This window comes from Streptomyces sp. NPDC043746 (assembly GCF_056436485.1).
The window spans coordinates 156452-182349 of record NZ_JBWKCM010000012.1 but is presented as its reverse complement, the minus strand read 5'-3'; the positions used below and the strand labels follow the sequence as shown (position 1 = coordinate 182349).

The 25898-nt window shown below is 72.7% G+C and carries 28 protein-coding genes; 17 read left to right on the top strand and 11 right to left on the bottom strand.

Annotated features, from left to right (window positions below; all coding sequences use genetic code 11):
- The first annotated feature begins 127 nt into the window (after positions 1-127).
- The 10 genes from AC0682_RS16015 (at position 128) to AC0682_RS15970 (ending at position 11372) form a co-directional block, all read left to right on the top strand.
- On the top strand, positions 128-1354 hold the full coding sequence (locus AC0682_RS16015; RefSeq protein ID WP_478533381.1) for a MalY/PatB family protein: 1227 nt from the start codon (positions 128-130) through the stop codon (positions 1352-1354).
- 80 nt (positions 1355-1434) lie between these two features.
- Positions 1435-2982, top strand: coding sequence for a DHA2 family efflux MFS transporter permease subunit (locus AC0682_RS16010; RefSeq protein ID WP_478533380.1), 1548 nt, complete (start codon positions 1435-1437; stop codon positions 2980-2982).
- Positions 2983-3091: 109 nt separating this feature from the next.
- On the top strand, positions 3092-3505 hold the full coding sequence (locus AC0682_RS16005; RefSeq protein WP_478533379.1) for a DUF3151 domain-containing protein: 414 nt from the start codon (positions 3092-3094) through the stop codon (positions 3503-3505).
- Positions 3506-3643: 138 nt separating this feature from the next.
- Positions 3644-4492: a tryptophan 2,3-dioxygenase family protein gene (locus tag AC0682_RS16000; protein WP_478533377.1), complete on the top strand. Its 849-nt coding sequence runs from the start codon at positions 3644-3646 to the stop codon at positions 4490-4492.
- Positions 4485-5729 (top strand): kynureninase, encoded by a 1245-nt coding sequence (gene kynU, locus AC0682_RS15995; protein WP_478533376.1) that lies wholly within the window; start codon positions 4485-4487, stop codon positions 5727-5729. The genes AC0682_RS16000 and kynU overlap by 8 nt, the downstream gene beginning before the upstream one ends.
- Positions 5730-5899: 170 nt before the next feature.
- A complete protein-coding gene (locus AC0682_RS15990) occupies positions 5900-6796 on the top strand; it encodes an alpha/beta hydrolase family protein (RefSeq protein WP_478533375.1) in 897 nt (298 codons plus the stop codon).
- Between the two features lie 210 nt (positions 6797-7006).
- Positions 7007-7828: an SDR family oxidoreductase gene (locus AC0682_RS15985; protein ID WP_478533373.1), complete on the top strand. Its 822-nt coding sequence runs from the start codon at positions 7007-7009 to the stop codon at positions 7826-7828.
- 221 nt (positions 7829-8049) lie between these two features.
- Positions 8050-9402 carry a sensor histidine kinase gene (locus tag AC0682_RS15980; RefSeq protein ID WP_478533372.1) on the top strand — a complete coding sequence of 451 codons (1353 nt, stop codon included), beginning with the start codon at positions 8050-8052 and terminating at the stop codon, positions 9400-9402.
- The gene (locus AC0682_RS15975) at positions 9399-10061 is read left to right on the top strand and encodes a response regulator (protein ID WP_103419334.1); all 663 of its coding nucleotides are present in this window, start codon (positions 9399-9401) and stop codon (positions 10059-10061) included. Before AC0682_RS15980 ends, AC0682_RS15975 begins: the two co-directional genes overlap by 4 nt.
- Positions 10062-10166: 105 nt before the next feature.
- Positions 10167-11372 carry a cytochrome P450 gene (locus AC0682_RS15970; RefSeq protein ID WP_478533371.1) on the top strand — a complete coding sequence of 402 codons (1206 nt, stop codon included), beginning with the start codon at positions 10167-10169 and terminating at the stop codon, positions 11370-11372.
- 26 nt (positions 11373-11398) lie between these two features.
- Here the strand turns inward: AC0682_RS15970 and AC0682_RS15965 are convergent, their stop codons facing one another.
- From AC0682_RS15965 to AC0682_RS15955, 3 genes are all read right to left on the bottom strand, one after another.
- Positions 11399-11734, bottom strand: coding sequence for a hypothetical protein (locus AC0682_RS15965; RefSeq protein WP_478533370.1), 336 nt, complete (start codon positions 11732-11734; stop codon positions 11399-11401).
- A gap of 147 nt (positions 11735-11881) precedes the next feature.
- Positions 11882-12169 carry a DUF1876 domain-containing protein gene (locus AC0682_RS15960; protein ID WP_478533369.1) on the bottom strand — a complete coding sequence of 96 codons (288 nt, stop codon included), beginning with the start codon at positions 12167-12169 and terminating at the stop codon, positions 11882-11884.
- Positions 12170-12207: 38 nt separating this feature from the next.
- The gene (locus AC0682_RS15955; protein WP_478533367.1) at positions 12208-13089 is read right to left on the bottom strand and encodes a diacylglycerol kinase family protein; all 882 of its coding nucleotides are present in this window, start codon (positions 13087-13089) and stop codon (positions 12208-12210) included.
- Positions 13090-13275: 186 nt separating this feature from the next.
- Here AC0682_RS15955 and AC0682_RS15950 point away from each other — a divergent pair, with 186 nt between their 5' ends.
- The 6 genes from AC0682_RS15950 to AC0682_RS15925 all read left to right on the top strand — a co-directional run bounded on the left by AC0682_RS15950 (position 13276) and on the right by AC0682_RS15925 (position 18146).
- Positions 13276-14559 (top strand): adenylosuccinate synthase, encoded by a 1284-nt coding sequence (locus AC0682_RS15950; RefSeq protein ID WP_254812234.1) that lies wholly within the window; start codon positions 13276-13278, stop codon positions 14557-14559.
- Between the two features lie 233 nt (positions 14560-14792).
- Positions 14793-15449 carry a DsbA family oxidoreductase gene (locus AC0682_RS15945; RefSeq protein ID WP_254812235.1) on the top strand — a complete coding sequence of 219 codons (657 nt, stop codon included), beginning with the start codon at positions 14793-14795 and terminating at the stop codon, positions 15447-15449.
- A gap of 1 nt (position 15450) precedes the next feature.
- The gene (locus AC0682_RS15940) at positions 15451-16566 is read left to right on the top strand and encodes an oxidoreductase (RefSeq protein ID WP_478533364.1); all 1116 of its coding nucleotides are present in this window, start codon (positions 15451-15453) and stop codon (positions 16564-16566) included.
- A gap of 125 nt (positions 16567-16691) precedes the next feature.
- Entirely contained in the window at positions 16692-17171 is a 480-nt protein-coding gene (locus AC0682_RS15935) for a nucleoside deaminase (RefSeq protein ID WP_478533363.1), read from the top strand.
- Between the two features lie 157 nt (positions 17172-17328).
- On the top strand, positions 17329-17649 hold the full coding sequence (locus tag AC0682_RS15930; protein WP_478533362.1) for a DMT family transporter: 321 nt from the start codon (positions 17329-17331) through the stop codon (positions 17647-17649).
- An 80-nt stretch (positions 17650-17729) separates the two neighbouring features.
- A complete protein-coding gene (locus tag AC0682_RS15925) occupies positions 17730-18146 on the top strand; it encodes a DMT family transporter (protein ID WP_478533361.1) in 417 nt (138 codons plus the stop codon).
- Between the two features lie 133 nt (positions 18147-18279).
- On the opposite strand, the gene AC0682_RS15920 is transcribed toward AC0682_RS15925, so the two are convergent.
- The 3 genes from AC0682_RS15920 to AC0682_RS15910 form a co-directional block, all read right to left on the bottom strand.
- A complete protein-coding gene (locus tag AC0682_RS15920; protein WP_478533360.1) occupies positions 18280-19050 on the bottom strand; it encodes an SDR family NAD(P)-dependent oxidoreductase in 771 nt (256 codons plus the stop codon).
- Positions 19047-19766, bottom strand: a complete 720-nt coding sequence (locus AC0682_RS15915) for an HAD family hydrolase (protein WP_478533359.1) — start codon at positions 19764-19766, stop codon at positions 19047-19049. The genes AC0682_RS15920 and AC0682_RS15915 overlap by 4 nt, the downstream gene beginning before the upstream one ends.
- 242 nt (positions 19767-20008) lie before the next feature.
- Positions 20009-20641: a ScbR family autoregulator-binding transcription factor gene (locus AC0682_RS15910; RefSeq protein ID WP_478533358.1), complete on the bottom strand. Its 633-nt coding sequence runs from the start codon at positions 20639-20641 to the stop codon at positions 20009-20011.
- A 254-nt stretch (positions 20642-20895) separates the two neighbouring features.
- Here AC0682_RS15910 and AC0682_RS15905 point away from each other — a divergent pair, with 254 nt between their 5' ends.
- Complete coding sequence (locus AC0682_RS15905; protein ID WP_478533357.1) at positions 20896-21846, top strand: ScbA/BarX family gamma-butyrolactone biosynthesis protein; 951 nt, start codon at positions 20896-20898, stop codon at positions 21844-21846.
- A 78-nt stretch (positions 21847-21924) separates the two neighbouring features.
- Here AC0682_RS15905 and AC0682_RS15900 read toward each other — a convergent pair whose 3' ends face one another.
- From AC0682_RS15900 to AC0682_RS15880, 5 genes are all read right to left on the bottom strand, one after another.
- A complete protein-coding gene (locus tag AC0682_RS15900; RefSeq protein ID WP_254812236.1) occupies positions 21925-22671 on the bottom strand; it encodes a 4'-phosphopantetheinyl transferase family protein in 747 nt (248 codons plus the stop codon).
- A gap of 55 nt (positions 22672-22726) precedes the next feature.
- On the bottom strand, positions 22727-22969 hold the full coding sequence (locus AC0682_RS15895) for a DUF6253 family protein (protein WP_254812237.1): 243 nt from the start codon (positions 22967-22969) through the stop codon (positions 22727-22729).
- Positions 22966-23781 (bottom strand): maleate cis-trans isomerase family protein, encoded by an 816-nt coding sequence (locus tag AC0682_RS15890; protein ID WP_478533356.1) that lies wholly within the window; start codon positions 23779-23781, stop codon positions 22966-22968. Before AC0682_RS15890 ends, AC0682_RS15895 begins: the two co-directional genes overlap by 4 nt.
- Before the next feature lie 136 nt (positions 23782-23917).
- Positions 23918-24637 carry a transglutaminase-like domain-containing protein gene (locus AC0682_RS15885; protein ID WP_478533354.1) on the bottom strand — a complete coding sequence of 240 codons (720 nt, stop codon included), beginning with the start codon at positions 24635-24637 and terminating at the stop codon, positions 23918-23920.
- A gap of 15 nt (positions 24638-24652) precedes the next feature.
- Complete coding sequence (locus AC0682_RS15880; protein WP_254812240.1) at positions 24653-25783, bottom strand: acyl-CoA dehydrogenase family protein; 1131 nt, start codon at positions 25781-25783, stop codon at positions 24653-24655.
- Positions 25784-25898: the final 115 nt, after the last annotated feature.

Sequence of the window (25898 nt, the reverse complement as noted above, 5' to 3'; positions counted from 1 at the left end):
CCCCCCCCCCCCCCCCCCCCCCCCCCCCCCCCCCCCCCCCCCCCCCCCCCCCCCCCCCCCCCCCCCCCCCCCCCCCCCCCCCCCCCCCCCCCCCGTACCGAGACCGCTCGCAGAGGGAGGGGCCGCCATGGCCGGGCAGCAGGGTGAACCGTACGACGCCGAGCCGCGCGAACCGTACGACTTCGACACCGCCGTCGACCGCCGCGGCACCTGGTGCGTCCAGTGGGACGGGGTCGCCGACCGGTTCGGGGTCGACGGGCTGCTGCCCTTCACCATCTCCGACATGGACTTCACCACCGCCCCCGAGGTGCTGGCCGCGCTGCGGGACCGGCTGGAGCACGGCGTCTTCGGCTACACCACCTGGAAGCACGACGACTTCCGTTCGGCCGTCGCCCACTGGCACGCCACGCGGTACGGCACCGAGATCGACCCCGGGCAGCTCGTCTACGGCCCGTCCGTCCTCAACCAGCTCTCCCAGCTCCTACAGATGTGGACGGGGGAGGGTGACGGTGTCGTCGTCCACACCCCCACGTACGACGGTTTCCGCAAGGCGGTCACCGGGCTCGGGCGGGAGCTGCGCGGGGTGCCGCTGGGGGACGAGGAGGCGTTGGTACGGGAGCTGGCGCGGGCGGACGCCAAGGTCCTGGTGCTCTGCTCGCCGCACAACCCGACCGGACGGGTCTGGACGGCCGCCGAGCTGGCCCGGACGGCGGAGCTGGCCGCACGGCACGGGGTGGCCGTGATCAGCGACGAGATCCATGCGGACTTCGTACACGAGGAGCGCGCGGGAGGCGTCCACGTGCCGTGGACGCGGGTGGCCGGGGACGGCGGGGGTCGCTGGGCTCTCATCACCTCGGCGTCGAAGGCCTTCAACTTTCCGGCGCTGACCGGTTCGTACGGGTTCATCGGGGATCCGGCGGACCGGGCGGAGTATCTGCGGCGGATGGAGACGGGGGAGGGGCTGGCGTCCCCGGCGGTCCTGTCGCTGACCGCGCACATCGCGGCGTACCGGGAGGGGGCGGCGTGGCTGGACGCGGTGCGGGCGTACGTGGCGGGAAACCTGGCGTATGTCGCGGAGCGGCTCTCCGCGGACCTGCCGGAGCTGGGGTGGGAGCCGCCGCAGGCGGGGTACCTGGCGTGGATCGACCTGCGGCCGGCGGGGGTCGTGGACGACGAGGCGTTGCAGCGGGTGCTGGTGGAGCGGGAGAGGGTGGCGGTGATGGACGGGGCGGTCTACGGGGCGCCGGGGTTCGTGCGGCTGAACGTGGGGTGTCCGCGGGGGAAGGTGGAGCGGGGGGTGGAGGCGCTGGTCCGGGCCGTGGAAACCGTCAGGTCCAGCCCCTCCGGCAGGTGAGGAGCGGGGATACGGGGGCAGCGCCCCCGTGACAGGGCCGCGGGGGTGCGGGGGCGGGCACCCCGGGGCAGGCTGACCCCATGGCTCCAGTCCCCTCCGTGCCCGGGGAGGTCCGGGTCGCCTCCCCCGTCGGGCGGTGGGTCGTGCTCACCACCGTGCTCGGGTCCGGCATGGCGATGCTCGACTCCACCGTCATCAACGTCGCCCTGCCCCGCATCGGCGCCGACCTCGGTACCGATCTCGCCGCGCTCCAGTGGACCGTCAACGCCTACATGCTCACGCTTGCCGGGCTGATCCTGCTGGGCGGGGCGCTCGGGGACCGGTACGGACGGCGGCGGGTGTTCCTGGTGGGGGTGGCGTGGTTCGCCGCCGCCTCGCTGCTCTGCGGGATCGCGCCGAACGCGGGGGTGCTCATCGCCGCCCGCGCCCTTCAAGGGGTCGGCGGGGCGCTGCTCACCCCGGGGTCCCTCGCGCTCATCCAGGCCAGTTTCCATCCGGACGACCGGGCGCGGGCCGTGGGGCTCTGGTCCGGGTTCGGCGGGGTCGGGGCGGCGGTGGGACCGTTCGTGGGCGGGTGGCTCGTGGACGGGCCCGGGTGGCGGTGGGTCTTCCTGCTGAACCTGCCGCTCGCCGCACTCTGCGTGCCCGTCGCCCTCCGCCACGTACCGGAGTCGCGCGACCCGTCGGCGCACGGCCGGTTCGACGTGCTGGGGGCCGTGCTCGGGGCCCTCGCGCTGGCCGGGGTGACGTACGCGCTGATCGAGGCGCCGGGGCGGGGCGCCTCGCCCCTGGTGATCGGGGCGGCCCTCGGCGGGGTGGCCCTCGGAGCGGTGTTCGTGCGGGTCGAGCGGCGGCGGACGGACCCCGTCCTGCCGCCGTCGATCTTCCGCTCCCGGCTCTTCACCTCGGTCAACCTGGTGACCTTCTGCGTCTACGCGGCCCTCGGCGGCTTCTTCTTCCTCTCCGCCATCCAGCTCCAGGTCGTCGCCGGGTACTCGGCGCTGGGGACCGGCACCGCGCTGCTGCCCACCACGGTGCTCATGCTGCTGTTCTCCGCCTGGGCGGGGGAGCTGGGGCGACGGATCGGGCCGCGCATCCCGCTCACGGTGGGGCCGCTGCTGGCCGCCGCCGGGATGCTCCTGATGCTGCGGGTGGGGCCGGACAGCGCGTCCCTCGGCGGGTACGCCACCGAGGTGCTGCCCGCCGTCCTGGTGCTCGGTGCCGGGCTCGTCGTGGTCGTGGCCCCGCTCACCGCCACCGTCCTGGCCGCCGTGGACACCGGGCGGGCCGGTCTGGCCAGCGGGATCAACAACGCCGCCGCCCGGGCCGCCGGGCTCGTCGCGGTGGCCGCGCTGCCCCTGCTCGCCGGGATGGGGCCGGAGGCGTACCGGAACGCGGGCGAGTTCGCGGCCACCTTCCGGCGGGCGATGCCGATGTGCGCCGGGCTGCTGGTGGCGGGCGCGCTCCTCGCCTGGTGGACCGTCCGCACCCCGCCGGCCCCGGCCGCCGGGGAGCGGGCGGAGGAGCGGCCCGAGTGCACCGTGCACTGCGGGGTCGTGGCCCCGCCGCTGGAGCCGGAGCACGACCCCGGGCGGGAGACCGGACAGGGGACCTCCAGCGGGCGGTGACGGCGGCGGCTCGGGCCCCGGAACGTACCGGCCGGCGCGAAACGGAACATCCTGCCCCGCATGACCGGGTGACGCCCCGCCCGCGCCTCGCTCCAGGCACACTTGATCCATGTCCATCCACGAGAACCTGCTCGGGGGCCCCGCCCCGACCCACCTCCCCGACGACCCCGAGCCGCGCGAGCTGCTCGCCGCCGGCACCCCGCCCGCCGAGGTCGCCGCGAAGTACCCCACCTCCTCGCTCGCCTGGGCGCAGCTCGCCGACGAGGCGTTCGAGGGCGGCCGGGTCGTCGAGTCGTACGCGTACGCCCGCACCGGCTACCACCGCGGCCTCGACGCCCTGCGCCGGGCCGGCTGGAAGGGCCACGGCCCCGTACCGTTCGAGCACGAGCCGAACCGTGGCTTCCTGCGCGCCCTGCACGCCCTCGCGCGGGCCGCCGGGGCGATCGGGGAGACCGAGGAGCACGAGCGCTGCTCGTCGTTCCTGCGCGATTCCTCCCCGACCGCCGCCGACATCCTCGGCTGACCTCGGCCGCGTACTCCTCGGCCCGCCCCGCCCGACCCCTCGGGCGGGGCGGGCTTAGTATGCGAGCAGGGGACCGGAGCCCATCACCTCATGGAAGGGGCGGACCGCTACCCGGAAGCTCGTGTCGAGGAGACAGCGATGTCGACCCATCACCCCGACCCCGAAGCCACCGGTGCGGACACTCCGTACCTGGACTTCGCGGGCACGACTCCGTACGAGGACTACGTCCAGGCGGATGTCCTGACCCACCTCCAGCACCTCCGCTCGGACGACCCCGGCGAGATGGTCTTCCTGGTCACCACCCAGGTCATGGAGCTGTGGTTCACCGTTATCGTCCATGAGTGGGAGACGGCCACCCGCGCCCTGCGCGAGGACCGCATACCCGTCGCGCGCGACGCGCTCAAGCGGTCGCTGCGCGAGCTGGAGGCGCTCAACGAGTCCTGGCGGCCGCTCGCCGGGCTCACCCCCGCCCAGTTCAACTCCTACCGGGGCTCGCTCGGCGAGGGCTCCGGATTCCAGTCCGCGATGTACCGGCGGATGGAGTTCCTGCTCGGCGACAAGTCGGCCTCCATGCTGGTGCCGCACCGGGGCGCGCCCCGGGTGTACGCCGAGCTGGAGAAGGCGCTCGGGGAGCCCAGTCTGTACGACGAGACCCTCGCGCTGCTGGCCCGGCGCGGGTACGCCATCCCCGAGGCGGTCCTCGACCGGGACCTGACCCAGCGGTACGTGCCCTCGCCCGAGGTCGAGGCGGTGTGGGCGCAGATCTACGCCTCCGACGACCAGAACGACGAGCTGGTCCGCCTCGGTGAGCTGCTCACCGACGTGGGCGAGCTGGTCTGGCGCTGGCGCAACGACCACCTGGTCGCCACCCGTCGCGCGATGGGCTCCAAGACCGGTACCGGCGGTTCCGCCGGGGTCGCCTGGCTGGAGAAGCGCGCCACGAAGAACGTGTTCCCCGAGCTGTGGACGGCGCGCAGCCATGTCTGACGCCTCCCGTGACGCGCTCCGCGAGCGGGCGCTGAAGCTCGACGCCGCCGACCCGCTGGCCGACCGCCGTGCCCTCTTCGCCCTCGACGACGGCGTCTACCTCGACGGCAACTCGCTCGGCGCGCTCCCCGTCCATGTCCCCGCCCGGGTGCAGGACGTCCTCACCCGCCAGTGGGGCGAGCTGCGCATCCGGTCCTGGGGCGAGAGCGGCTGGTGGACCGCGCCCGAGCGGATCGGCGACCGGATCGCCCCGCTCGTCGGGGCCGCCGCCGGACAGATCGTCGTCGGTGACTCGACCAGCGTGAACGTCTTCAAGGCGGTCGTCGCGGCCACCCGCCTCGCCTCTCCGGCGGGCGGCGGGCCGTCCCTCCGGGGCGGGGGACGGGACGAGATCCTGGTTGACGCCACGACGTTTCCCACGGACGGGTACATCGCCGCCTCCGCCGCCCGGCTCACCGGCCACCGGGTCGTGCCGGTCGATCCCGCCGAGGCACCCGCAGCGCTCGGGGACCGTACGGCCGCCGTCCTCCTCAACCAGGTGGACTTCCGTACGGGCCGGCTGCACGACCTGCCCGGACTGACCGCCGCCGTCCACGCGGCGGGCGCGATCGCCGTCTGGGACCTCTGCCACAGCGCGGGGGCCCTGCCGGTCGGGCTGGACGAGCACGGGGTGGACCTGGCCGTCGGCTGCACCTACAAGTACCTGAACGGCGGCCCTGGTTCGCCCGCGTACCTGTACGTCGCCGAGCGCCACCAGGCCGCCTTCGACTCCCCGCTCCCGGGGTGGAACTCGCACGCCGACCCGTTCGGCATGACCCCCGACTACACCCCGGCGGACGGTTCCGTACGGGGCCGGGTCGGCACGCCCGACATCGTCTCCATGCTCACGCTGGAAGCGGCGCTGGACGTGTGGGACGGGGTCTCGGTGGACGCCGTCCGCGCCAAGTCCCTGGCGCTGACGGACTTCTTCCTGGAGTGCGTCGAGGCGTACGTACCGGCGGGCCGGGTCACCTCGGTCACCCCGGTCGCGCACGCCGAGCGCGGCAGCCAGGTCGCCCTGCGCTGCGAGGAGGCCGAACCCGTGATGCGGAGCCTCATCGAGCGCGGTGTCGTGGGCGATCTGCGGCGGCCGGACGTGCTGCGGTTCGGTTTCACCCCGCTGTACGTGGGGTTCGCCGACGCGGAACGGGCGGCGCGGGTCCTGGCCGAGGTGCTGGAGGAGACCCCGGCGGGCTGACGGTCCCTCTGCCGGTGGAGACCCTGGGGGCTGACGGCCCGTCAAGGGGCGCGTGGCCGGGCGGGGGCGGTGCCGATGGCTGGTACCGTCCCCGCAGGTCAACCCAGTTGGGCACCTGACACAGGCACAGGACACAGGCGCAGGCCACGGGCATAGGACGGTTGAGGAGCATGTCGGATTCCCCGGATTTCCCGGACTCTGCGGCGCGTGATCGGGACGAGGCCGAGAGCGCGTCGGCGTTCGCCCATCCCGCCGTCGCCCCCGACCGGACCGCCGCCTACGGCGACCACCCCGACCAGGTCATCGACTTCTACGCCCCGCGCGAGGGCCGCACCGCCGCCCCGCTCGTCGTCCTGCTGCACGGTGGCGCCTGGCGGGCCCCGTACGACCGGGCCCATGTCTCCCCGCTCGCGGGCTTTCTGGCCCGGCGCGGGTTCGCGGTGGCGAGCGTGGAGTACCGGCGGGGTGGAGAGGGGAGCGGGCCGACGCCCGGCGGTGACCCCGTCGCGGGGCGCTGGCCGGAGACCTTCGACGATGTGGCCGCCGCGCTGGACGCCGTACCGGCCCTGGCCGCACAGGAGTTGCCGGAGGCCGATGTGCGCCGGATCGTGGTGACCGGCCACTCGGCGGGCGGGCACCTCGCGCTCTGGGCGGCGGCACGGCACGTCCTGCCCGAGGGGTCGCCGTGGCGCCTGCCCGCCCCGCCCCCGCTGCGCGGGGTCGTCGCGCTGGCCCCGATCGCGGACTTCGCGTCGGCCGTGGAGCTGGGTGTGTGCGGCGGGGCGGTCAACCAACTTCTGGGCCAAGAAGGGGAGTTCGCCGACCGTATGGGCCAGGCCGACCCGGCCGCCCTGCTGCCCACCGGGATCGCCACCGCCATCGTCCACGGCGAGGACGACATCGTCGTCCCGTCGGCCGTCTCGGAGGCGTACGTCGAAGCGGCGGCGAAGTCCGGCGAGATGGTCGGGCTCACGCTGCTCGGGGACGTCGGGCACTTCCCGCTGATCGACCCGCGCGCCGACGCGTGCGCGATCGTGGCGGAGGAGATCACGCAGCTGGCGTGGTGAGGTTCCCGCTAAGGGCTCGCAGAGAATCAACATGCTGTCGAGCACCCGGCCTGAGCTGCGATGTCAAGACAGACAACACGCAACTTATTCTTCTGCGAGCCCTTAGGCCGTATCACCTCCTCCTTGCCTCACGCGCCCTCGTTGCGGACGGAAGCTGACCGCAAGGGCTCCTACGTTGGTCGTCGTCGAACCGAACGAAGGAGATCCGCCATGACGATCCTGGTGACCGGAGCCACGGGAACGGTCGGCCGCCGAGTGGTCGAGCAGTTGCTGGAGCGCGGCGCGCGCGTCCGGGCCGTGACGCGGGACCCGGCACGTGCGGAGTTCCCGCCGGACGTCGACGTCGTCCGCGGCGACCTGGCCGACCCGGCTTCGCTGGAGAGCGCGCTGGAGGGCGTGACGGGCCTGCACCTGATCACCTTCGACGGCGGCCTCTTCGCCCCGCTCACGACCGGCGAGGAGATCATGCGGCTGGCCCGTGGGGCGGGGGTGCGCCGGGTGACCGTGCTCAACGGGGGCGGGGACACCCCGATGGAGACCGCGGTACGGGAGAGCGGGCTCGACTGGACCGTCGTCATGCCGGTCGAGTTCATGGCGAACGCCCTGGAGTGGGCGCCCGACGTCAAGGCCGGGGACGTGGTCCGTGAGCCCTTCGTCGACCGGCTGAGCGCGATGGTCCACGAGGCGGACATCGGCGCGGTCGCGGCGACGGCGCTCACCGAGGACGGCCACGGCGGCCAGGTGTACCTGATCACCGGCCCGCAGGCGCTGACCGTCGGGGACAAGGTGGCGGCGATCGCGGCGGCGCGGGGCCGGGCCGTCGAGCTGGTCGAGCTGACCGAGGAGGAGGCGCTCGCCGGGTGGCGGGCCAGGGGGTTGCCCGAGGACGTGATCGAGTTCCTGATCCAGGTCTACCGGGACACCCCGCCGGAGGGGCGGACGGTGATCGACACCGTCGAGAAGGTCACCGGGCGGCCGGCGCGGACGTTCGCGCAGTGGGCCGGGGAGCACGCGGAGTTCTTCCGTCCGTAGGCGGCGCCGGGGGAGCTGCGGGGGCGACGTGCCGGGGGCGGCACCGGCCGGCGTCGGGGGCGCGAGCCGCGGGCGGCCTCGGGGGCGGCGCCCCGGGTGCGAGCAGGGCGCGAACGGGGCGGCACAGCCACCGGTAGGGGGTATGTAGTCCTTGAGGGGGATGCCCCGGAATCAGCTTCCGTAGGGACGACCCGCCCTCCCCCGCCACCTACCGTGGAAACGTGACCGAGACCCAGACGAAGACCAGTAGCCCGGAGATCCGGGCGGCCGCCGGCGCGATGGACGGCCTGCGGGAAGACCTCTTCCGCCATGTGTTCGCCTACCGCCCGCTGCCGCCCCTCTCGCCGGAGGGGCGGTTCATACGCCGGTTGCCCGACGTGCTGAAGCGGGCCGTCGTGTGGACCCCGCACGCCCTGGTGCTGCTCGCTGCCTTCATCGTGCTGGTGTCCGGGTTCGCCAGCTGGCACTTCCCCCTCTTCGTGGGGCTGGTGCCCGCGATCGCGGTCGCGATGTCCCTGGTGCGGCCGGTCGCCGCGTTCTGGGCCTCCTGGGCCGCGACCCTGTTCTGCGCGCTCCTGAGCAGCGACGGGCTGTGGGGGCCGAGCGCCCTGATCGGCCAGGTGGTGGTCCTGGTGGTCGTGGCGGCCAGGACCCGGCCCCGTACGGCGGTCTGGATGTGGCTGCTGACCCTGCTGTTCGGGGTGTTCCTGGAGGGCGGGGACCCGACGGTCACCGGCCCCGTGGCCGTCCTCTCCGCCTTCGCGCTGCTCGTCGTCACCGTCTTCCAGGTCCGGCGCGACGCCCAGCGGGAGGTGCGCGACGCCGAGCGCGAGGTCACCGTGCAGCGCACCGTCACCGCCGCCGAGCGCGACCGGCGCACGCTGCTGGAGGAGCGCACCACCATCGCCCGGGAGCTGCACGACGTGGTCGCCCACCACATGTCGGTCGTCGCGATCCAGGCCGAGGCCGCCCCCTACCGGGTGGAGAACCCGCCGCCCGAGCTGGAGCAGGCCTTCGTCACCATCCGGGAGAACGCGGTGGCCGCCCTCACCGAGCTGCGCCGCGTCCTCGGAGTCGTCCGGGCGGAGGACTACGAGGCACCGGACGCCCCGCAGCCCACCCTGGCCGTGCTCGACGGGCTCCTGGACAACGTCCGCGAGACGGGCCTGGAGACGGAGAAGGTGGTCACCGGGGCCGTCCGCGAGCTGCCCCAGGGCGTCGAGCTGTCGGCGTACCGGATCATCCAGGAAGCCCTCAGCAACACCCTGCGGCACGCCCCCGGCGCCACGGCCCGGGTCGAGATCTCGTACGTGCTCGGCGGGATCGGCCTGCGGATCGTCAACGGGTCTCCGAGGGGCCTGGTCAAGCCGTCGCCGGGGGCCGGGCACGGGATCACCGGGATGCGGGAGCGGGTGGCGATGCTCAACGGGGTGATGACGGCCGAGGCGACGGAGGACGGCGGGTACGAGGTGGCGGTCTTCCTGCCCGTGCCGCCGGCGGAGAGCGAGCCGGGCGAGCCCGCCGCCGCGCCGGGCGCCGAGCTCGTCCCGTACGAGAAGGCGGACCGGGCATGAGCGACATCCGCGTCCTGATCGTGGACGACCAGATGATGGTCCGCGAGGGCTTCTCCGTCCTGCTCAACGCCATGCCGGGGATCACGGTCGTGGGGGAGGCGGTGGACGGCCGGGACGCCGTCGACAAGGTCGCCGCCCTCTTCCCGGACGTCGTCCTGATGGACATCCGGATGCCGGGGATGAACGGCATCGACGCCACCCGCGAGATCGTCGCGCAGGTCGTGGACGCCAAGGTGCTGGTCCTGACCACCTTCGACCTGGACGAGTACGTGTACCAGGCGCTGCGGGCCGGAGCCTCGGGCTTCCTCCTCAAGGACGCCTCGGCCCGGCAGCTCGCGGACGGCGTACGGGTGGTGGCCTCGGGCGAGGCACTGCTCGCGCCGACCGTGACCCGGCGCCTGATCACCGAGTTCTCCAAGCTCGCGGAGGCCCCGCGACCGCCCGCCCTCGCCCGGGTCGGGGACCTCACGGAGCGCGAGACGGAGGTGCTCGTCCTGATCGCCCAGGGGCTCTCCAACGCGGAGATCGCCTCGCACCTGATCGTCGCGGAGTCCACGATCAAGACGCATGTGAGCCGCATCCTGGTGAAGCTGGGCCTGCGCGACCGGACGCAGGCGGCGGTGTTCGCGTACGAGGCGCGGCTGGTGACGCCGGGGTAGGGCGGCGGGCAGCCGCCGCCGGGACCGGGTGCTCGCGCGGGGTGGCGCGGCGGATGCCGCGCCCGGACCCCTTGCGGCGGGCGCGGGCGCGGGTAGCTTCGGGTCATGCACGTGTCCTTCGATCCCTGGTCGCCCGCGTTCGTCGCCGATCCCTACCCCGCCTACACCGCGCTGCGCGCCGCCGGCCGGGCGCACTGGTTCGAGCCGACGGGGCAGTGGCTGATCCCGCACCACCGCGACGTATCGGCGCTGCTGCGCGACCGGCGCCTCGGCCGTACGTATCTGCACCGCTTCAGCCACGAGGAGTTCGGCCGGACCCCGCCGCCGCCCGAGCACGAGCCCTTCACCACGCTCAACGGGCAGGGCATCCTCGATCTGGAGGCACCCGACCACCCCCGGATCCGGCGGCTGGTCTCCAAGGCGTTCACGCCGCGTACGGTCGAGAACCTGGCCCCGACCGTACGGCGGCTGGCGGCCGGGCTGGTCGACGCGTTCGTCGCCAAGGGCGGCGGGGACCTGCTGGCGGAGGTCGCGGAGCCGCTGCCGGTCGCCGTCATCGCGGAGACGCTGGGCGTCCCGGAGGCGGACCGGGGGCTGCTGCGGCCCTGGTCGGCGGCGATCTGCGGGATGTTCGAGCTGAGCCCGTCGCAGGAGACGGCGAAGGCGGCCGTCCGGGCCTCGGAGGAGTTCTCCGCGTATCTGCGCGGACTGATCGCCGAGCGGCGCAGGGCCCCCGGCGACGACCTGATCTCCGCGCTCATCGCCGCCCATGACGAGGGCGAGCGGCTGACCGAGCAGGAGATGGTCTCCACCTGCGTGCTGCTGCTGAACGCGGGCCACGAGGCGACGGTGAACACCACGGTCAACGGGTGGCGGACCCTCTTCCACCATCCGGAGCAGCTGGCCGCCCTCCGGGCCGCACCGGCCTCCCTCCCGACGGCCGTGGAGGAACTCCTGCGCTATGACACCCCGTTGCAGATGTTCGAGCGCTGGGTGCTGGACGACATCGAGGTCGACGGCCAGGTGATCGGGCGCGGCGCGGAGGTGGCGCTGCTGTTCGGCTCGGCCAACCGGGACCCGGAGCGGTTCGCGGACCCGGACACGCTGGACCTGACCCGTGCCGACAACCCGCACATCACCTTCGGCGCGGGCATCCACTACTGCCTGGGCGCTCCGCTCGCCCGGCTCGAACTGGAGGCTTCCTTCGGGGAGTTGCTGCGGAAGGCGCCTGCCATGCGGATGGTGGCGGAGCCGGAGTGGCAGCCGGGGTACGTGATCCGGGGGCTGAAGGAGCTGGTGGTGGAGGTGTAGGTCCTGGGCCCCGCAGGGGGGGCGCCTCAGCAGGGCGAGCCGCAGTCGACCAGTGCCCGCGGGGCGCCCAGCACGTCGAAGCCGTAACCGAAGGCGGCGATCCCCGCGAGGGCCGCGAGCAGTGCGGCCGCGGGGCGCCACCGGCCCCGTACGAGGGCGAAGAGGGCCAGGGCGGCGGTCGCCCCGCCCAGGAGCATGACGGGCACGCCCAGGAGGAAGACCATCGGGGCGATCTCGCTCTCGAAGGCGCCGGAGAGGCCGCGCCTGCCGTACGGGATCCAGACCGCGATGCCCGCGAGGGCGCCGAGCACGCCGGTCGCGCAGCCGGCGGTTCCGGTGAGGGCTTCTCTTCGGGTCTCCATGGGGCGGGAGACGCGGTGGGGCGGGGGCGTGGTTCCGTACCGCGTTCCGGGGATGCCCGCCCCGGGGTCCGGGGGTGCCCGCCCCCGGACCCCGGGGCTCAAGCGCCGCGGGGGCTGGACGAAGCGGAGGGGCTGAGCGGCGAAGCCCTACGTCAGCGGGTACGACGTGCGGCCCGAGGCTTCGTCGATCTCCTCGTGGGCCTTGGTGAGGAGCTTCATCGCCAGTTCGTTGAGGGCGCGGGCCCCGGCGATCTCCTCGCCGACCCGCTGCTGGTCCTCGTCCGAGGGGTGGCGGCTGGCGTAGCCGTGGGCGCGTACCTCGGTCCCGTCGGGGAGGCGGACGAGGGCCGCGGCGCGCGTGCGGTGCGAGTCCTCCTCGAATTCGAGGTCGATGTGCCATCCGACAGTGACTCTGGGCGTGGCGGTTGCGGTCATGACGGTCACCTCCGCGGCCGATTGCCGTACGTACCCTTTCAGCCTGCGCCCATCGGCCCTTCCGCGCTCGCCGGGAGCGGCAGCATCAGGCCCCAGGCGCCCGCCCGTACGGTCCAGGTCCGGGTGCGGACCGGGCCCGCGGTCCGTATGTCGGCCCGGTAGCGGAAGTCCGCGCCGGAGACGGTGACGGCCCGGGCCGCCACCGTGACCTCCTCGCCGTCCGAGGTGCGGACCACCACGTCGGCCAGGCCCCCGTCGCCGTGGGAGTGCACCGAGACGTCCCGCACGGGGGCGTCCAGGTCGCTCAGCAGCACCCCGTCCGCCTCGATCCGCAGCCGGTACGTCCCCGGTGGCGCGGTGGCGGCCTGCGGGGCGGCCGGGCGGACCAGGGAGGTCACCAGGGAGCGGCAGGTGTCCCAGACGGCCGTGACCCCGCTGTGCGGGGCCCCCGGTCCGGGCGCCGGGGCGGGGGCGGGGATGCGGAGGCGGCCGAGCACCACGCCGTCGCTGTCGTCCACCAGCAGGTCCAGTCGGCGCACCGCCCCGTCCAGGGCCGTCCGCGCGGCCGCCACCGCGCCCCGGGGCACGCCCAGGGCATGGGCGACCTCCAGGGCGTGCGCGGCGCCCACGGGGATCAGGGAGAGGACGCCCCGGGCCAGCTCCCGCTCCCGGTGGAGCTGGGCCACGGCCCGCAGCAGCGCGTGGTCGTCACCGACCACGACCGGGCGGCGCGAGCCCCGCCGGGAGAGGGCGCGGGCGAACTCCTCCGGGGTGTCCGGAAGGCAGATCTTGGCGTGCGAGCCGGCACTCAGCACGTCCTTCGCGATGCGGACGGACTCGCCGTCGGTCCTGCGGGCGGCCGGGTCGATGACCACGAGAAGCTGGTCGTCGCCGTGGCCGGGGGGCTCTGCAGCCGACACCTCGGTCCTTCCTCGGGTAGCATCTTGGTGCAAGAGCCCCTTGCGCTATTGCGCCAGGGGCTTCGTCTATTCCGGGGCACCCGGTTCGACGGCTCAGGCTTTGCCGTACATCGTCGTGCGGCAGGTACGACCTTGACGTACGCCCCCTGACCTTGGACATGCCCCGCCCGGAAGGGGTGTACGCCTGTGCCCGCACTTGTGCTGCTCGGTGCTCAGTGGGGTGACGAGGGCAAGGGGAAGGCCACCGATCTCCTCGGTGGATCCGTGGACTATGTCGTGCGATACCAGGGCGGTAACAACGCCGGTCACACGGTCGTCGTGGGCGACCAGAAGTACGCACTGCATCTCCTCCCCTCCGGAATCCTGTCGCCGGGCTGTACCCCGGTCATCGGGAACGGTGTCGTGGTCGACCCGGCGGTCCTGCTCTCCGAGCTGAGCGGTCTGAACGAGCGAGGCGTCGACACGTCCAAGCTTCTGATCAGCGGCAACGCTCATTTGATCACTCCGTACAACGTCACGCTCGACAAGGTGACCGAGCGCTTCCTCGGGAAGCGCAAGATCGGTACGACGGGCCGGGGCATCGGTCCGACGTACGCCGACAAGATCAACCGGGTGGGGATCCGCGTCCAGGACCTCTACGACGAGTCGATCCTGGTGCAGAAGGTCGAGGCCGCCCTGGAGCAGAAGAACCAGCTCCTGGCCAAGGTCTTCAACCGCCGGGCGATCGAGGCCGGCAAGGTCGTGGAGGACATGCTCCAGTACGCGGAGCAGATCAAGCCGTACGTCGCCGACACGACCCTGATCCTGAACGATGCCATCGACGAGGGCAAGGTCGTGCTCTTCGAGGGCGGCCAGGGCACCCTGCTCGACGTCGACCACGGCACGTACCCCTTCGTCACCTCGTCGAACCCGACGGCGGGCGGTGCCTGCACCGGTGCCGGTGTCGGCCCGACGAAGATCAGCCGCGTCATCGGCATCCTCAAGGCCTATACGACGCGCGTGGGCGCCGGTCCGTTCCCGACCGAGCTGTTCGACGAGGACGGCGAGGCGCTGCGGCGCATCGGCGGCGAGCGCGGTGTCACCACCGGCCGTGACCGCCGCTGCGGCTGGTTCGACGCCCCGATCGCGCGGTACGCGACCCGGGTCAACGGCCTGACCGACTTCTTCCTCACCAAGCTGGACGTGCTCACCGGCTGGGAGCGCATCCCGGTCTGCGTGGCGTACGAGATCGACGGCAAGCGCGTCGAGGAACTCCCGTACAACCAGACCGACTTCCACCACGCGAAGCCGATCTACGAGACCCTGCCGGGCTGGTCCGAGGACATCACCAAGGCCAAGACCTTCTCCGACCTGCCGAAGAACGCGCAGGGGTACGTGAAGGCCCTGGAGGAGATGTCGGGCGCCCCGATCTCCGCGATCGGCGTCGGCCCCGGCCGGACCGAGACGATCGAGATCAACTCGTTCCTGTAGGGATCCCGTAGGGGAACACCCGGGCAGCACCGCGGCGGCGGCCCACAGCCTTGCGAGGTTGTGGGCCGCCGCCGTTTCCGCTGTCCGGACGCATCCGGCCGCATCCGCGGTGGGTGCGGCGGCACTTGACACTAAAGTGCATGATCGTGCAACCTTCTGGGGACCCCTTTCATCTCCCGTCGCCCCGTCGAGAGATGTTGTTGCTTGCGCGATCAATTATATGGAGCCTGCGCATGGCTGATCCCGTGAAGATCAAGATCTGGTCCGACTACGTCTGCCCCTTCTGCATGCTGGCCGAGGGCCCCATCGAAGAGGCGATCAAGGACGTCGGCGTCGACGTGGAAGTCGAGTGGATGCCCTTCGAGCTGCGTGCCCACCCCCAGCCCACCCTGCGGCCGGAGGACGCCTACCTGCCCGCCATCTGGGAGCGGGCCGTCTACCCCATGGCCCGCCGGCTGGGTGTCGACATCACGCTCCCCACCGTCTCGCCCCAGCCCTACACCGCCCTGGCCTTCGAGGGGTACCAGTACGCGGCCGAGCACGGTCTGGGCGACGCCTACAACCAGCGGATGTTCCGCGCCTTCTTCCAGGAGGACCGGGACCTGGGAGAGGTCGACGTCCTCGCCGCCCTGGCCGGTGAGATCGGCCTGGACGAGGCCGGGTTCCGGGCCGCGCTGGCGGACGGCACCTACCGCGCCCGGCACCAGGAGGCCCTGCGGGAGGCGGCCGCCCATCAGGTGCAGTCGGTCCCCACCCTGCTCGTCGGGGACATCCGGATCGAGGGCGTCCCGCGCCCGGCCCAGCTGCGCAAGGCGATCCTGGACGCGCAGGCCCGGCAGGCGGAGGAGGCCGGTTACGGCGCGGCCTGCGGCATCGACGGGACGTGCTGAGGTGAGCGACGCCCGCACCAGCGCGTTACGCGCCCACCCCGCCCTCACCGCCTGCCGGTTCGCGGGGCTCGATCTGCGCAACAGATTCGCCGTCGCCCCCATGACCCGGGTCTCCGCCACCGAGGACGGCCGGGCCACCGAGGAGATGGCCGCCTACTACGAGGCCTTCGCCCAGGGCGGTTTCGGGCTCCTGATCACCGAGGGGACCTACACCGACACCGCCTTCAGCCAGGGCTACCTGCATCAACCCGGCATCACGGACGAGGCGCAGGCCGCCGCCTGGGGGGCCGTCGTCGACCGGGCGCACGCCGCCGGCGCGCGGGTCGTCCTCCAGCTGATGCACGCCGGAGCCCTCGCGCAGGGCAACCGGTTCCGCGACCGGGCCGCGGCCCCCTCGGCGGTACGGCCGAAGGGGGAGCAGCTGGACAAGTACCGCGGCAGCGGCCCCTGGCCCGTACCGCTGGAGATGACCGGCGGCCAGATCGCCGAGGCCGTGGAGGGCTTCGCCACCGCCGCGGTCCGCGCCCGTGACGCGGGGTTCGACGGCGTGGAGATCCACGCGGCCAACGGCTATCTGCTCGACCAGTTCCTCACCCCGTACACCAATCTGCGCACCGACGGGTACGGCGGGGACGCCGAGGGGCGCTCACGGATCGTGCGGGAGGTGACGGCCGAGGTCAGAGGCGCGGCCGGGCCCGGCTTCACCGTCGGCGTCCGGTTCTCCCAGGGGAAGATCAACGACTTCGGATGGCGGTGGCCGGGCGGAGACGCCGAGGCGCGCGTCCTCTTCGCGGCGGCGGCCGGGGCCGGTGCCGACTATCTGCACCTCGCGGGCAGCGGGCGGGACTGGTCGCCGGACGGGCCGACGCTTCCCGGGCTCGCCCGGAAGGCCACCGGGCTGCCCGTCATCGCCAACGGCGGGCTGCACGAGGACGCGGTGGCGCGGCGGGTCCTGGACGAGGGGCACGCGGACGTCCTGGCGATCGGGACGGGCGCGCTGGCCAACCCCGACCTGCCGCAGAAGGTGGCCGCGGGGGCGCTCCCGGCGCCGTTCGACCCGAGGGTGCTGGAACCGCTGGCGACCTTGGACAACGCCCGTACGTACGCAACGGCTTGACACTGATTACATGCACATGCAAGAGTAAGTCCATCGGGTCGCGCCATCGGCGGAGACTTGTGGAATCATTAGCTTGCATGTGCAGGCAAATGGACGATTCAGGGCAACTCGGGAGACCACCTGCCATGGGTACACACGACAGCGAACTGATGGGCTTCGCCCACGAAGCGATCCGGCTCAGCCGCGAGCACGTCGCCCAGGGCGGCATCCCCTTCTCCGGTGTCGTCGTGGGCAGCGGGCGGATCCTGGGGACCGGCTTCAACCGGGTCCGCGAGGACAACGACCCGACCGCGCACGCCGAGGTCGTCGCCCTGCGCGAGGCCGCCACCCGGCACGGCATCCGCGCCGTGGCGGGAGCCACCCTGATCGCCTCCGGCGAACCCTGCGCCCTGTGCTACATGGCGGCGCGGTTCGCCGGCATCGGCCACATCGTGCACACCGCCGACCGCCGGACCGCCGCCCGGTACGGCTTCGACTACACCAGCTCGTACTCCCTGTTCGCCGAGGACCCCGAGCGCTGGCCCATCAAGGTCACCGCGCTCCGACTCCCCGAAGCCGAAGCGCCGTTCCAGGACTTCCTCACCATGAGCCGGCCCCGGCACTGACCAGGGCTCCCGGCACCGGTCAAGGTCCCGGCCCAGGCGCCGAGCGCAGCCCGGAGCCGATCCGGGACCCGGACCCGCGACATCGCCGTACGCCGCCGCACGCACCGCCTCCCCCACGCTCACTCCCCTCCTCACCCACCGCACGGAAGGACCTCCCATGCACTGGCTCTACCTCGCCGTCGCCGTCGCCTTCGAGATCGCTGTCGCCATCGCCGCCGGAAAGGCCGAGGGCTTCAAGAACCGCAAGTGGACCGCCATCACCCTGGTCAGCGGTGCCGCCGCGACCTTCTTCCTCAGCAAGGCGCTGCTGACCTTCGACGTGGGCGTCGGCTACGCCCTGTGGACCTCCGTCGCGGGCGTCGGTATCACCGTCCTCGGCGCGCTCTTCTTCGGCCAGCGCCTGAACGCGAACAAGGCGATCGGCATCCTCCTCGTCATCGGTGGCGTCGTCGGCCTCCAGCTGAGCGGTTCCGCCTGAGCCCGCGTGCCCACCCCCCGGCCGCGGACGCGGCACCTCCCGCACACCATCTGACGCCACCTCAGAGAGGACCACCTTCCATGTCCAACGCAGTCAAGAGCTCCACCAACGCCTGGCTCTCGCTCCTGCTCGCCGGAGTCTTCGAGATCGGATACGCGCTCGCCGTCGGCGGCAGCGAAGGCTTCACCGTCCTGACCTGGTCCCTGGTCGCCGTGGTGTTCTTCCTGCTGACGCTCTACGCGCTGAGCCTGGCCCTGCGCACGATCGAGGTCAGCATCGGCTACGCGGTCTGGGCGGGGATCGGCGCGGTCGGCGCCGCCGTCCTGGGCCCGGTCTTCTTCGACGAGACCCTCACCCTCGCCAAGGGCATCTGGCTGACGGTCATCATCGTCGGTGTCATCTGGCTGAAGCTGGCCGACCGCACGAAGCCCGAGGCGGTCGCCCCGGCCCCGGCGGCCCCCCAGGTCGCGGAGCGGCCCGGCGCACTCCAGGTCTGACGTCCCGCGACCGTACGTCCCAGGCGGCTGCCTCCCATCAGGAATGGGCGGCAGCCGCCGGGGGCGTTCCGTCATGTCGCGGTGCTCTGAGCCCATGTGGCGGTCCGGTCGGCGTGTCGTGAGGCGCGCGCCGTCACTTGGCGGTCCGGCCGCCGTCCACCGCGAGGGCGGCGCCGGTGGTGAAGGAGGAGGCGTCCGAGCAGAGCCAGGCGGCGGTGCGGGCGATCTCGACGGGGTCGGCGAGCCGCCGCTGGATGCCCTGGGAGCCGAAGCCCGCGCCCACGGCGGGGCCGGGCGGGCGGAGGGCGTCCATCATCTCCGTGTCGGTGCCGCCCACCACCAGCGCGTTGACCCGGATGCCGTGCTCGCCGTACTCGGCCGCCGCCGCCCGGGTGAGGCCGATGACCGCGTGCTTGGCCGCCACGTAGGCCGCCGACGCTGCGGTGGCGCGCACGCCCGCGACGCTGGAGGTGTTGACGACCGCGCCTCCGCCCGCCGCCAGCATGGCGGGCAGCTGGGCGCGCAGACAGTTCCACACACCGCGCAGGTTGACGTCCAGAGTGCGGTCGAAGACCTCGTCGGGGAGTTCGTGCAGGACCGTTCCGGCGCTGGCGTGACCGGCGTTGTTGAACGCGCAGTCGAGGCGGCCGAACCGGTCGACCGCCGTGGCGACGGCCCGTTCCACGTCCGTGGGGCGGGTGACGTCGCCCGGTACGGACACGGCCCGGCCGCCGTCCTTCCGGATCCGCTCGGCCACCTCCTCGACCCGCTCGGCCCGGCGGGCCACGAGCACCACGGCGGCCCCCTCGTCGGCGAAGTGCCGGGCCGCCGCGGCGCCGATCCCGCTGGAGGCGCCGGTGATCATCGCCACCTTGCCGGACAGCAGCCCTCCACCCGGCGTCACGCGCGCCCGCCCCGGCCCGCCGCGCTCAGGGAGGCGCTCCAGAAGGCGCCCGCGCTCATCTCCTGGTCGACCCGGCGCAGCAGGCCGTCGTCGAGCGCGTCCAGACGGTCGATCAGGTGGCGTACGCCCGCCTCCCGCATGAGCGCGCGCTGGTGGCTGTGGGCGAAGGCGGAGGGGCGGCCGACGAAGGCGGCGCCCAGCTCGCGGGCCGCGTCCGCGACCCGGGCGACGTCGTCGACGAAGAGGGCCTGGGCGGGGCGGAGGCCGAAGACGTCCTCGGTGATCTCCCGGAGGCCGGGGCGGAAGTCGTTGGTGCAGACGTAGCCGGGGCCGTCGAACAGGTGGGCGTAGCGTCTCAGATGGCGGTCGAAGTGCTCCTTGCCCAGGCCGCCGTAGCAGACCGTGCGCAGGCCCGCGCTCCGCAGCCGGTGGAGCAGCTGGCGGGTGCCCGGCGTGATCATGACCGGGTGGCGGTCGACGTGGGCGGCGCGCTCCTCGAAGTAGGCGGCAAGCGCCCTCTCGCCCGTCATGCCGCCGCCCACGGCGGCCGCGAGCCGCCGGCCGGCTATGTGCCGCGGCTGGGAGAAGACGGATCGCTCCAGCGCGGCGGAGTACGTACCGCCCCTGCTGGTGACGAACTGGTGGATGACCGGGCTGAAGGTGTCGTTGAGCAGGACGCCGTCGATGTTCAGGGCGGCCAGGCGTAAGGAAAGCATGCTGCTCCGTAGGGATCGTCCGAGGCGGGGGGAACGGTCGGCGGGCACGGCGGTCGTGGCCCCTGTGGTCAGGGTGCCTGCGGTCAGGGGCGCCCATGGTCAGGACGCCTGTGGCCGGGGGTGCGGTTTCGGCCGGTGCGGTCGGAGGAGTCGGTGCGGTCGGTCGCTGCGGTCGGTCGGTGCGATCGACCCGGTCAGGGGTCGGTCCGATCAGAGGCCGGGGCGGTCAGGGGCCGGTCCGATCAGGGCATCATCGCGGCGCCCCGGGCGGGGGTCGCCTCGGCGCGGGTGATCACGGACGGCACCGCGATGCCCGGGAGGATCAGGTTCCACATCTGCTGGGTGCGCTCGGGAAGGTCCCGGCGGCCGCTGACGACGTTGGAGTACATCTGCATCCCGGTACAGGCGGCGACCACGAACTCCGCGACCACGGCCGGGTCCACACCCGGCTGGAGCTCGCCCTCCTCCTGGGCCTCCCGCAGATAGCCGGTCATGATCGCGCGGAACTTCTCGTACGGGTCGGCGTTGGCGGGGCCTTCCGCGGAGGTCTGCTCGTTGGTCAGCCGTACGCCCGCCCGGAGCAGCGGATCGCGCTGGAGCTGCCACGACCAGACGAGCGTGAGGTCGATGAGCCGTTGCAGCCCGCCGGCGGCGACCAGGGGGACCAGGGTCTCCGGCTGGCTGTTCATCACCGCCTTGGCCAGTTCCTCCTTGGAGCCGAAGTGGAAGTAGAGCGCCCCCGCCGTCACGCCGGCGCGCTTGAGGATGCGGGTGATGCTGGCTCCCGCGTAGCCGTACTCGTCGAAGACCTCTGCTGCTGCGTGGAGGAGAGCGCGACGGGTCTGTTCCGCTCGCTCCTGTTTCGGCTGCGCCATGCCCTTCACCTTCCCGAAAAGAATGCTCCTTATGTTACCTGGCCCGATCGCCGTCAAGTTGAGGGGCTTTTAGGTGACTTGTGACCGCTATATGCCTCCCTTGCCTCCGAGGAAACCCGACAGTCCTAACCCCTTGACCCAGTAAAACAAAAGAAACATTATTTTTGGGTCGGTGCATGGAGTGCCCTGAGCGTGCCTCTGTGTAGCCGTCCACGAGCAACTAACGATCTGGGGGGTCCACGTTGTCTGTTTCCGTGCTGAGACGCGATGCGCAGCCGGTCCGGCGGTCGCAGGTGCAGCAGTCGCCGGTCCGGCCGTCGCCGGTGCACCAGTGGCAGGTGCACAAGCTCAGGGAAGAGGAAGTACTGCTCAGCACGTGGACCGAGCCGCACCCGGGACGCTTCGTGATCACGGCGCGCTGGCCGAAGGGGCACGCGTTCTACCGGCCGTCGCAGGGCGCGTACGACCCGCTGCTGCTCGCGGAGACCGTACGCCAGACGGTGCCGCTGCTCTCCCACGCCGTGCACGGTGTCCCGCGGGAGCACAAGCAGGCGTGGGAGTACCTGAGCTTCGCGGTCGAGCCGCTGGCCTCGCTGGTCACCACCGCCGAGGACGAGGTGCGCCTGGTGGTCTCCTGCTCGGACGTGGTCCGGCGCGGCGACAGGTTCGCCGGGATGACGATGGACATCGACGTCCACCTGGGGAAGCGGCTGATGGGCATCGCGCACACCCGTTTCAACAACCAGCCCGCGGCCGTCTACCGCAGGCTGCGCGGGAGTTACGCGGACGTGTCCGCAGCCCTGGAGCACCGCCTCCCGGCGGGTCCGCCGGTGGAGCCGCGCCGGGTGGGCCGGTGCTCCCCGGCCGACGTGGTCCTCTCGCCGGCCCTGGGCGGCGAGAGGCCGGACCGGTGGCTGCTGAGGGTCGACCCCGGCCACCCGGTGCTCTTCGACCACCCGGTCGACCACGTGCCCGGGATGCTCCTGCTCGAAGCCGCACGGCAGGCGGCGCACGCCGTCGGCGGCGGCGACACCACGGCCGTCCTCGGGATGAGGACGGACTTCGTCCGGTACGTCGAACTCGACGCCCCCGCCGTCGTCGTGGCCGGCACTCCGGTCTCCGCCGGCACGGGCCGTCGCCGCGTGCCCGTCTCGGTCGAGCAGCACGGGGTCCAGGTCTTCACCTCCGAGGTGACCATCGCCTGAGGGCGATCCGGCGCACCACATGACGCGGCGGGCGGTCCGTACCTCCCCTCCACGTGGGTACGGACCGCCCGCCGTCGTTCAGACCTGCTCCAACTCCGGCATCGGATACGGGAGTTCGTCATGCATGGTGACCTCCAGGTGCACCGAGGCCGGGACCGCGAAGCTGGCCTCGTAACCGGGTGGGGCGATCAGCTGCCGCACCCGCCAGCCGAGCGGCTGGCCGGTGAGGTCCAGCCGGTTCATGACGGCCGCCATGCCCTGGCCCGTCGCCTTGGCCATGGCCTCCTTGCGGGTCCACAGCCGGGCGAAGTCCCGGACCAGTTCGTCGGCCGGGCGGCCGTCCAGCCACTGCTGCTCCCTCGGGTGGAGGAAGGGCAGATACCCGGCGACCGACTCCGGGGTCGGGTGGGACTCGATGTCGATGCCGATGGTGGCCTCGGCGACCGCGATGGCGACGTGGTCCCCGCTGTGCGACATCGAGAACTCCGGGGGTTCGCCGCCCTGGTCCGGGTCGCGGATGGCCGGTCGTCCATGGGCCCCGCCGCAGCCGGGACACGGCTGCCGCAGGAAGCCGACGCTCCGGGGCGGGCAGCTGAGCGAGGACCCGAGGACACTCCGCAGCGCCCAGTGGGCGAAGGCGTAGGCCTCCTTGCCGGAGTGCTGCGGGATCGCGGTCAGCCGACTCCGTTCCTTCTCGTCGAGCCAGTCGGGCGGGGACCCGTCGGGCGGCAGGCGCTGCCCGGCCGGGGCCCGGACGATCCAGACGGCCACCTGGTCGCGGATCTCGCCCGGAGGCGCGTCGGACCACTTGAGGTCGTGTGTCATGTCGATACGGCTCCTGGTGCGGCGGGGGCCCGGCCGGTCCCCGCCACGGGTCGGATCAGGCGGTTGCTGCGAGCAGCGGCCACGGGCCGGTCGTGGCGTACTGCTCCAGACCCTCGGCGGCGAGATAGCGCCGGAACCCCGGCACCTGCTCCGCCGGGCGCAGCGCCCCGCGGTACAGCACCAGGCCGCGCACGCCGTTGTCGTCGTCGTGCCAGCACACCAGGGGCATGTGGTACTCCGGTGTGTCGCAGGTCTCCTGCACGGCGGCCTGGTAGCCGTGCGCGGGCAGCAGGCTCATCCGGTCACGCTCCCGGGTTCGGGGCGGACGCCGAACAGGGCGCCGTAGTCGCTGATCCGCGCGGCCGCCTCCGTGCCCCCGGCCAGGTGCAGCGCGTGCCAGAAGAGCACCTGGTTGGCGGTGAGGACGGGGAGGCCGATCCGCTCCTCCAGGCCCGCGATGGTGCCCACGGCGCGGATGCCGTTGCCGGCGACCAGGACCGCCTGCGGCTTCCGCGGGGCGACGGTGGACTCGATCCACTGCACCAGGGCCTCCGGGGTGATGAGTTTCTGGTTGCTGGGGAGGCCGCAGGGGGCGTGGTGGACGACGTCGAACCCCCGCTCACCGAAGTAGGAGGCACCCAGGGCCGACAGCTCGTCGTCGAACCACGGCGGGTTGACCAGCGCGATCCGCTCGGCGCCCAGCGCCCGGAACCCGGCCGCCGCCGCGTGGGTGGTGCCGGTGAGCGGGATGCCCCGGGTCCGTTCGGCGAGCCGCTCGAACAGCTTCTGCTCGCCGTCGGCGCCCAGGACGTAGGCGGAGCTGGTGAACCCCAGGGCGATGGAGTCCAGCGGGGATGCCGCGAGCAGCTCGACCGCGTCGTCGATGAAGGGGGGGTCGATGAAGGCGCGCACCGGGTCGTGCGGGATCTTGGGGTCCATCTCGCCGCCGGGCCGCATCGCCCCGAAGTGGACGCGGGACCCGTGGATGTAGACATCGCGCGGGGCCATCGCCTGGAGCTCGGACTCCGGCCCGACGTCCGCGTGCGGAACGGCGACACCGACGCGGGCGACGGCGCCCCAGCCGTCCTCTCGGGCCTGGAACTGCGTCATGGGGTGCTTCTCCTCTTCTTCTGCCGTGCTTCTGCTCTGACGTGACGTGCCTGGGTGCGGGGGGACGTGCCGTGGTGCGGGGGGACGTGCCGTGGTGCGAGGGGACGTGCCGTTGGGCGGGGATACGGCTCGGGACTCAGCTCGCCTCGTCGGCCAGCGAGCCGCCGCTGACCGTGCCGGTGCCCTCCGCGTCGAGGAACTTCGGGTGCTTGCGGCGCATGTTGCCCATGACGAACTCGTACGGGACGTCGTCGAAGTCGCCGTGGTCGGTGAGGAACTCCATGCTCTGCCGCCCCTGTGCGTCGAAGGGGTGGTAGAGGCTGTCGGAGCGGCCGTCGAACTCCAGCGGGGTCATGCCGTACAGCCGGCACAGCAGCTTGTTGAAGACCGGGGTCACCTTCAGCCAGCGGCCGTCCAGGTACACCGTGGCCAGGCCGTGGAAGAAGACGTCGCCGCCGATGTAGGAGCGCAGCCGGTCCGATGCGAGGTGGTTGCGGACGTCGCTGTAGTGCAGCCGGGCCGGGATGCCGACGGAGCGGCAGGCGGCGGCGTAGAGCACGGACTTGTGCAGGCAGAAGCCCTTGCCCCCGGCGATGACGCTGGACGCCTTCAGCCCCTGCGGCGACAGGTCGGCGCCGTAGACCTCGTAGTGGACGCCGTCGCGCACCGCGTAGTAGAGGGCGACGGCGAGGTCGACGGGGTCGGCGGTGGTGCGGTCGACCCCCTGGAGGGCCTTGTCGACGAAGGCGCGTACGGTCTCGTGCTCGAAGTCGAGGAAGTCGGTGGCCGCGGTGAGGCGGTCGAGGTCCTCGGCGGCCGGGGTCGCGGTGACGGCTTCGGTCAGGGTGTCGGTCATGGCGGGTTCCTCTCGTCACAGGCCCATCAGGGCGGCGATGCAGTTGCGCTGGATCTCGTTGGTGCCGGAGTAGATGGAGCCGGAGGTGGCGTTGCGCAGCTCGCGCTCGATGCCGGTGTCGGTCAGATAGCCGCGGGCGCCGAAGATCTGGATGGCGTGCTGGGCGGTGCGCTGGTTGGCCTCGCTGACCACGATCTTGGTGGCGGCCACGTCCAGCGAGGCGTCCGTGCCCTGCTCGACCTTGCGGCCGGTGTCGTACAGCCACTTGCGGGCCGTCTCCACCGCGATCTTCATGTCCGCGATCTTGTGGGAGACCGCCTGGTTCTTGCCGATGGCGCTGCCGAACTGCTGCCGGGTGGTGGCGTGTTCGACGACGCGCTTGAGGCGGTGGGTCATCTCGCCGAGGTTGACGGCGAAGGAGAAGAGGACCTCCCGCTTCATGACGTAGTCCATGATCAGGAAGCCGGCGCCCTCGCTGCCCAGCCGGTTGGCGACGGGCAGCCGGACGTTGTCCAGCGTGACCTCGCTGATCGGGGAGGTGCGCAGCCCCATCGTCTCCAGCGGCTCACCGATCCTCAGGCCCGGTGTGGAGCGCTCGGCGAGGAAGGTGCTGAGCCCGAAGGCGCCCGGCTTGCCGGTGCGGACGTAGAGCAGGAAGAGGTCGGCGACGGGGGCGTTGGTGATGAACATCTTGCCGCCGTCGATCACGTACTCGTCGCCCTCGCGGACGGCCGTGGTCCGGATGTTCATCACGTCCGAGCCGTGGCCCGGCTCGGTGATCGCGTGCGCGGTGATGGCCTCGCCGGAGGTGACCCGCGGCAGGTAGCGCGAGCGCAGCTCCTCGGAGCCGAACGCCTGGAGCGGGATGCCGACGCTGACGATCTGCGTGGACGCCGAGAAGTTGAGGCCCGCGTCCCGGCTGGTGTGGCCGAGGCCCTCCAGCGCGGCCATGGTCTCGGTGAGCGTCCGGCCGGCGCCGCCGTACTCCGGGGCGAAGGGGAGGGTGAACAGGCCGGAGCGCCGGAGCGGCTTCCACTTCTCCTGCGGGAACTCGCCGGCGCGGTCCCAGCGGGCGACGTCGTCGTTCAGCTCGTCGCCGTACGGCGCCGTGATGCCGTAGGCGTCTGTGTCCTTCTCTGCTGCCATGAGGGCTCTGCCTTGCCTTTCGCCGGTCGCGGGGTGGGCCGGGGGGGGGGGGGGGGGGGGGGGGGGGGGGGGGCGCGGCGGACCCCCGGCATGGACGGGGCGGGTGGCGCACTAA

Bases quoted from the DNA above. Each gene is read 5' to 3' on its own strand.
- AC0682_RS16015 (WP_478533381.1), top strand. From the start codon at position 128: ATGGCCGGGCAGCAGGGTGAACCGTACGACGCCGAGCCGCGCGAACCG.
- AC0682_RS16010 (WP_478533380.1), top strand. From the start codon at position 1,435: ATGGCTCCAGTCCCCTCCGTGCCCGGGGAGGTCCGGGTCGCCTCCCCC.
- AC0682_RS16005 (WP_478533379.1), top strand. From the start codon at position 3,092: ATGTCCATCCACGAGAACCTGCTCGGGGGCCCCGCCCCGACCCACCTC.
- AC0682_RS16000 (WP_478533377.1), top strand. From the start codon at position 3,644: ATGTCGACCCATCACCCCGACCCCGAAGCCACCGGTGCGGACACTCCG.
- kynU (WP_478533376.1), top strand. From the start codon at position 4,485: ATGTCTGACGCCTCCCGTGACGCGCTCCGCGAGCGGGCGCTGAAGCTC.
- AC0682_RS15990 (WP_478533375.1), top strand. From the start codon at position 5,900: ATGTCGGATTCCCCGGATTTCCCGGACTCTGCGGCGCGTGATCGGGAC.
- AC0682_RS15985 (WP_478533373.1), top strand. From the start codon at position 7,007: ATGACGATCCTGGTGACCGGAGCCACGGGAACGGTCGGCCGCCGAGTG.
- AC0682_RS15975 (WP_103419334.1), top strand. From the start codon at position 9,399: ATGAGCGACATCCGCGTCCTGATCGTGGACGACCAGATGATGGTCCGC.
- AC0682_RS15970 (WP_478533371.1), top strand. From the start codon at position 10,167: ATGCACGTGTCCTTCGATCCCTGGTCGCCCGCGTTCGTCGCCGATCCC.
- AC0682_RS15965 (WP_478533370.1), bottom strand. From the start codon at position 11,734: ATGGAGACCCGAAGAGAAGCCCTCACCGGAACCGCCGGCTGCGCGACC.
- AC0682_RS15960 (WP_478533369.1), bottom strand. From the start codon at position 12,169: ATGACCGCAACCGCCACGCCCAGAGTCACTGTCGGATGGCACATCGAC.
- AC0682_RS15945 (WP_254812235.1), top strand. From the start codon at position 14,793: ATGGCTGATCCCGTGAAGATCAAGATCTGGTCCGACTACGTCTGCCCC.
- AC0682_RS15935 (WP_478533363.1), top strand. From the start codon at position 16,692: ATGGGTACACACGACAGCGAACTGATGGGCTTCGCCCACGAAGCGATC.
- AC0682_RS15930 (WP_478533362.1), top strand. From the start codon at position 17,329: ATGCACTGGCTCTACCTCGCCGTCGCCGTCGCCTTCGAGATCGCTGTC.
- AC0682_RS15925 (WP_478533361.1), top strand. From the start codon at position 17,730: ATGTCCAACGCAGTCAAGAGCTCCACCAACGCCTGGCTCTCGCTCCTG.
- AC0682_RS15915 (WP_478533359.1), bottom strand. From the start codon at position 19,766: ATGCTTTCCTTACGCCTGGCCGCCCTGAACATCGACGGCGTCCTGCTC.
- AC0682_RS15910 (WP_478533358.1), bottom strand. From the start codon at position 20,641: ATGGCGCAGCCGAAACAGGAGCGAGCGGAACAGACCCGTCGCGCTCTC.
- AC0682_RS15900 (WP_254812236.1), bottom strand. From the start codon at position 22,671: ATGACACACGACCTCAAGTGGTCCGACGCGCCTCCGGGCGAGATCCGC.
- AC0682_RS15895 (WP_254812237.1), bottom strand. From the start codon at position 22,969: ATGAGCCTGCTGCCCGCGCACGGCTACCAGGCCGCCGTGCAGGAGACC.
- AC0682_RS15890 (WP_478533356.1), bottom strand. From the start codon at position 23,781: ATGACGCAGTTCCAGGCCCGAGAGGACGGCTGGGGCGCCGTCGCCCGC.
- AC0682_RS15885 (WP_478533354.1), bottom strand. From the start codon at position 24,637: ATGACCGACACCCTGACCGAAGCCGTCACCGCGACCCCGGCCGCCGAG.
- AC0682_RS15880 (WP_254812240.1), bottom strand. From the start codon at position 25,783: ATGGCAGCAGAGAAGGACACAGACGCCTACGGCATCACGGCGCCGTAC.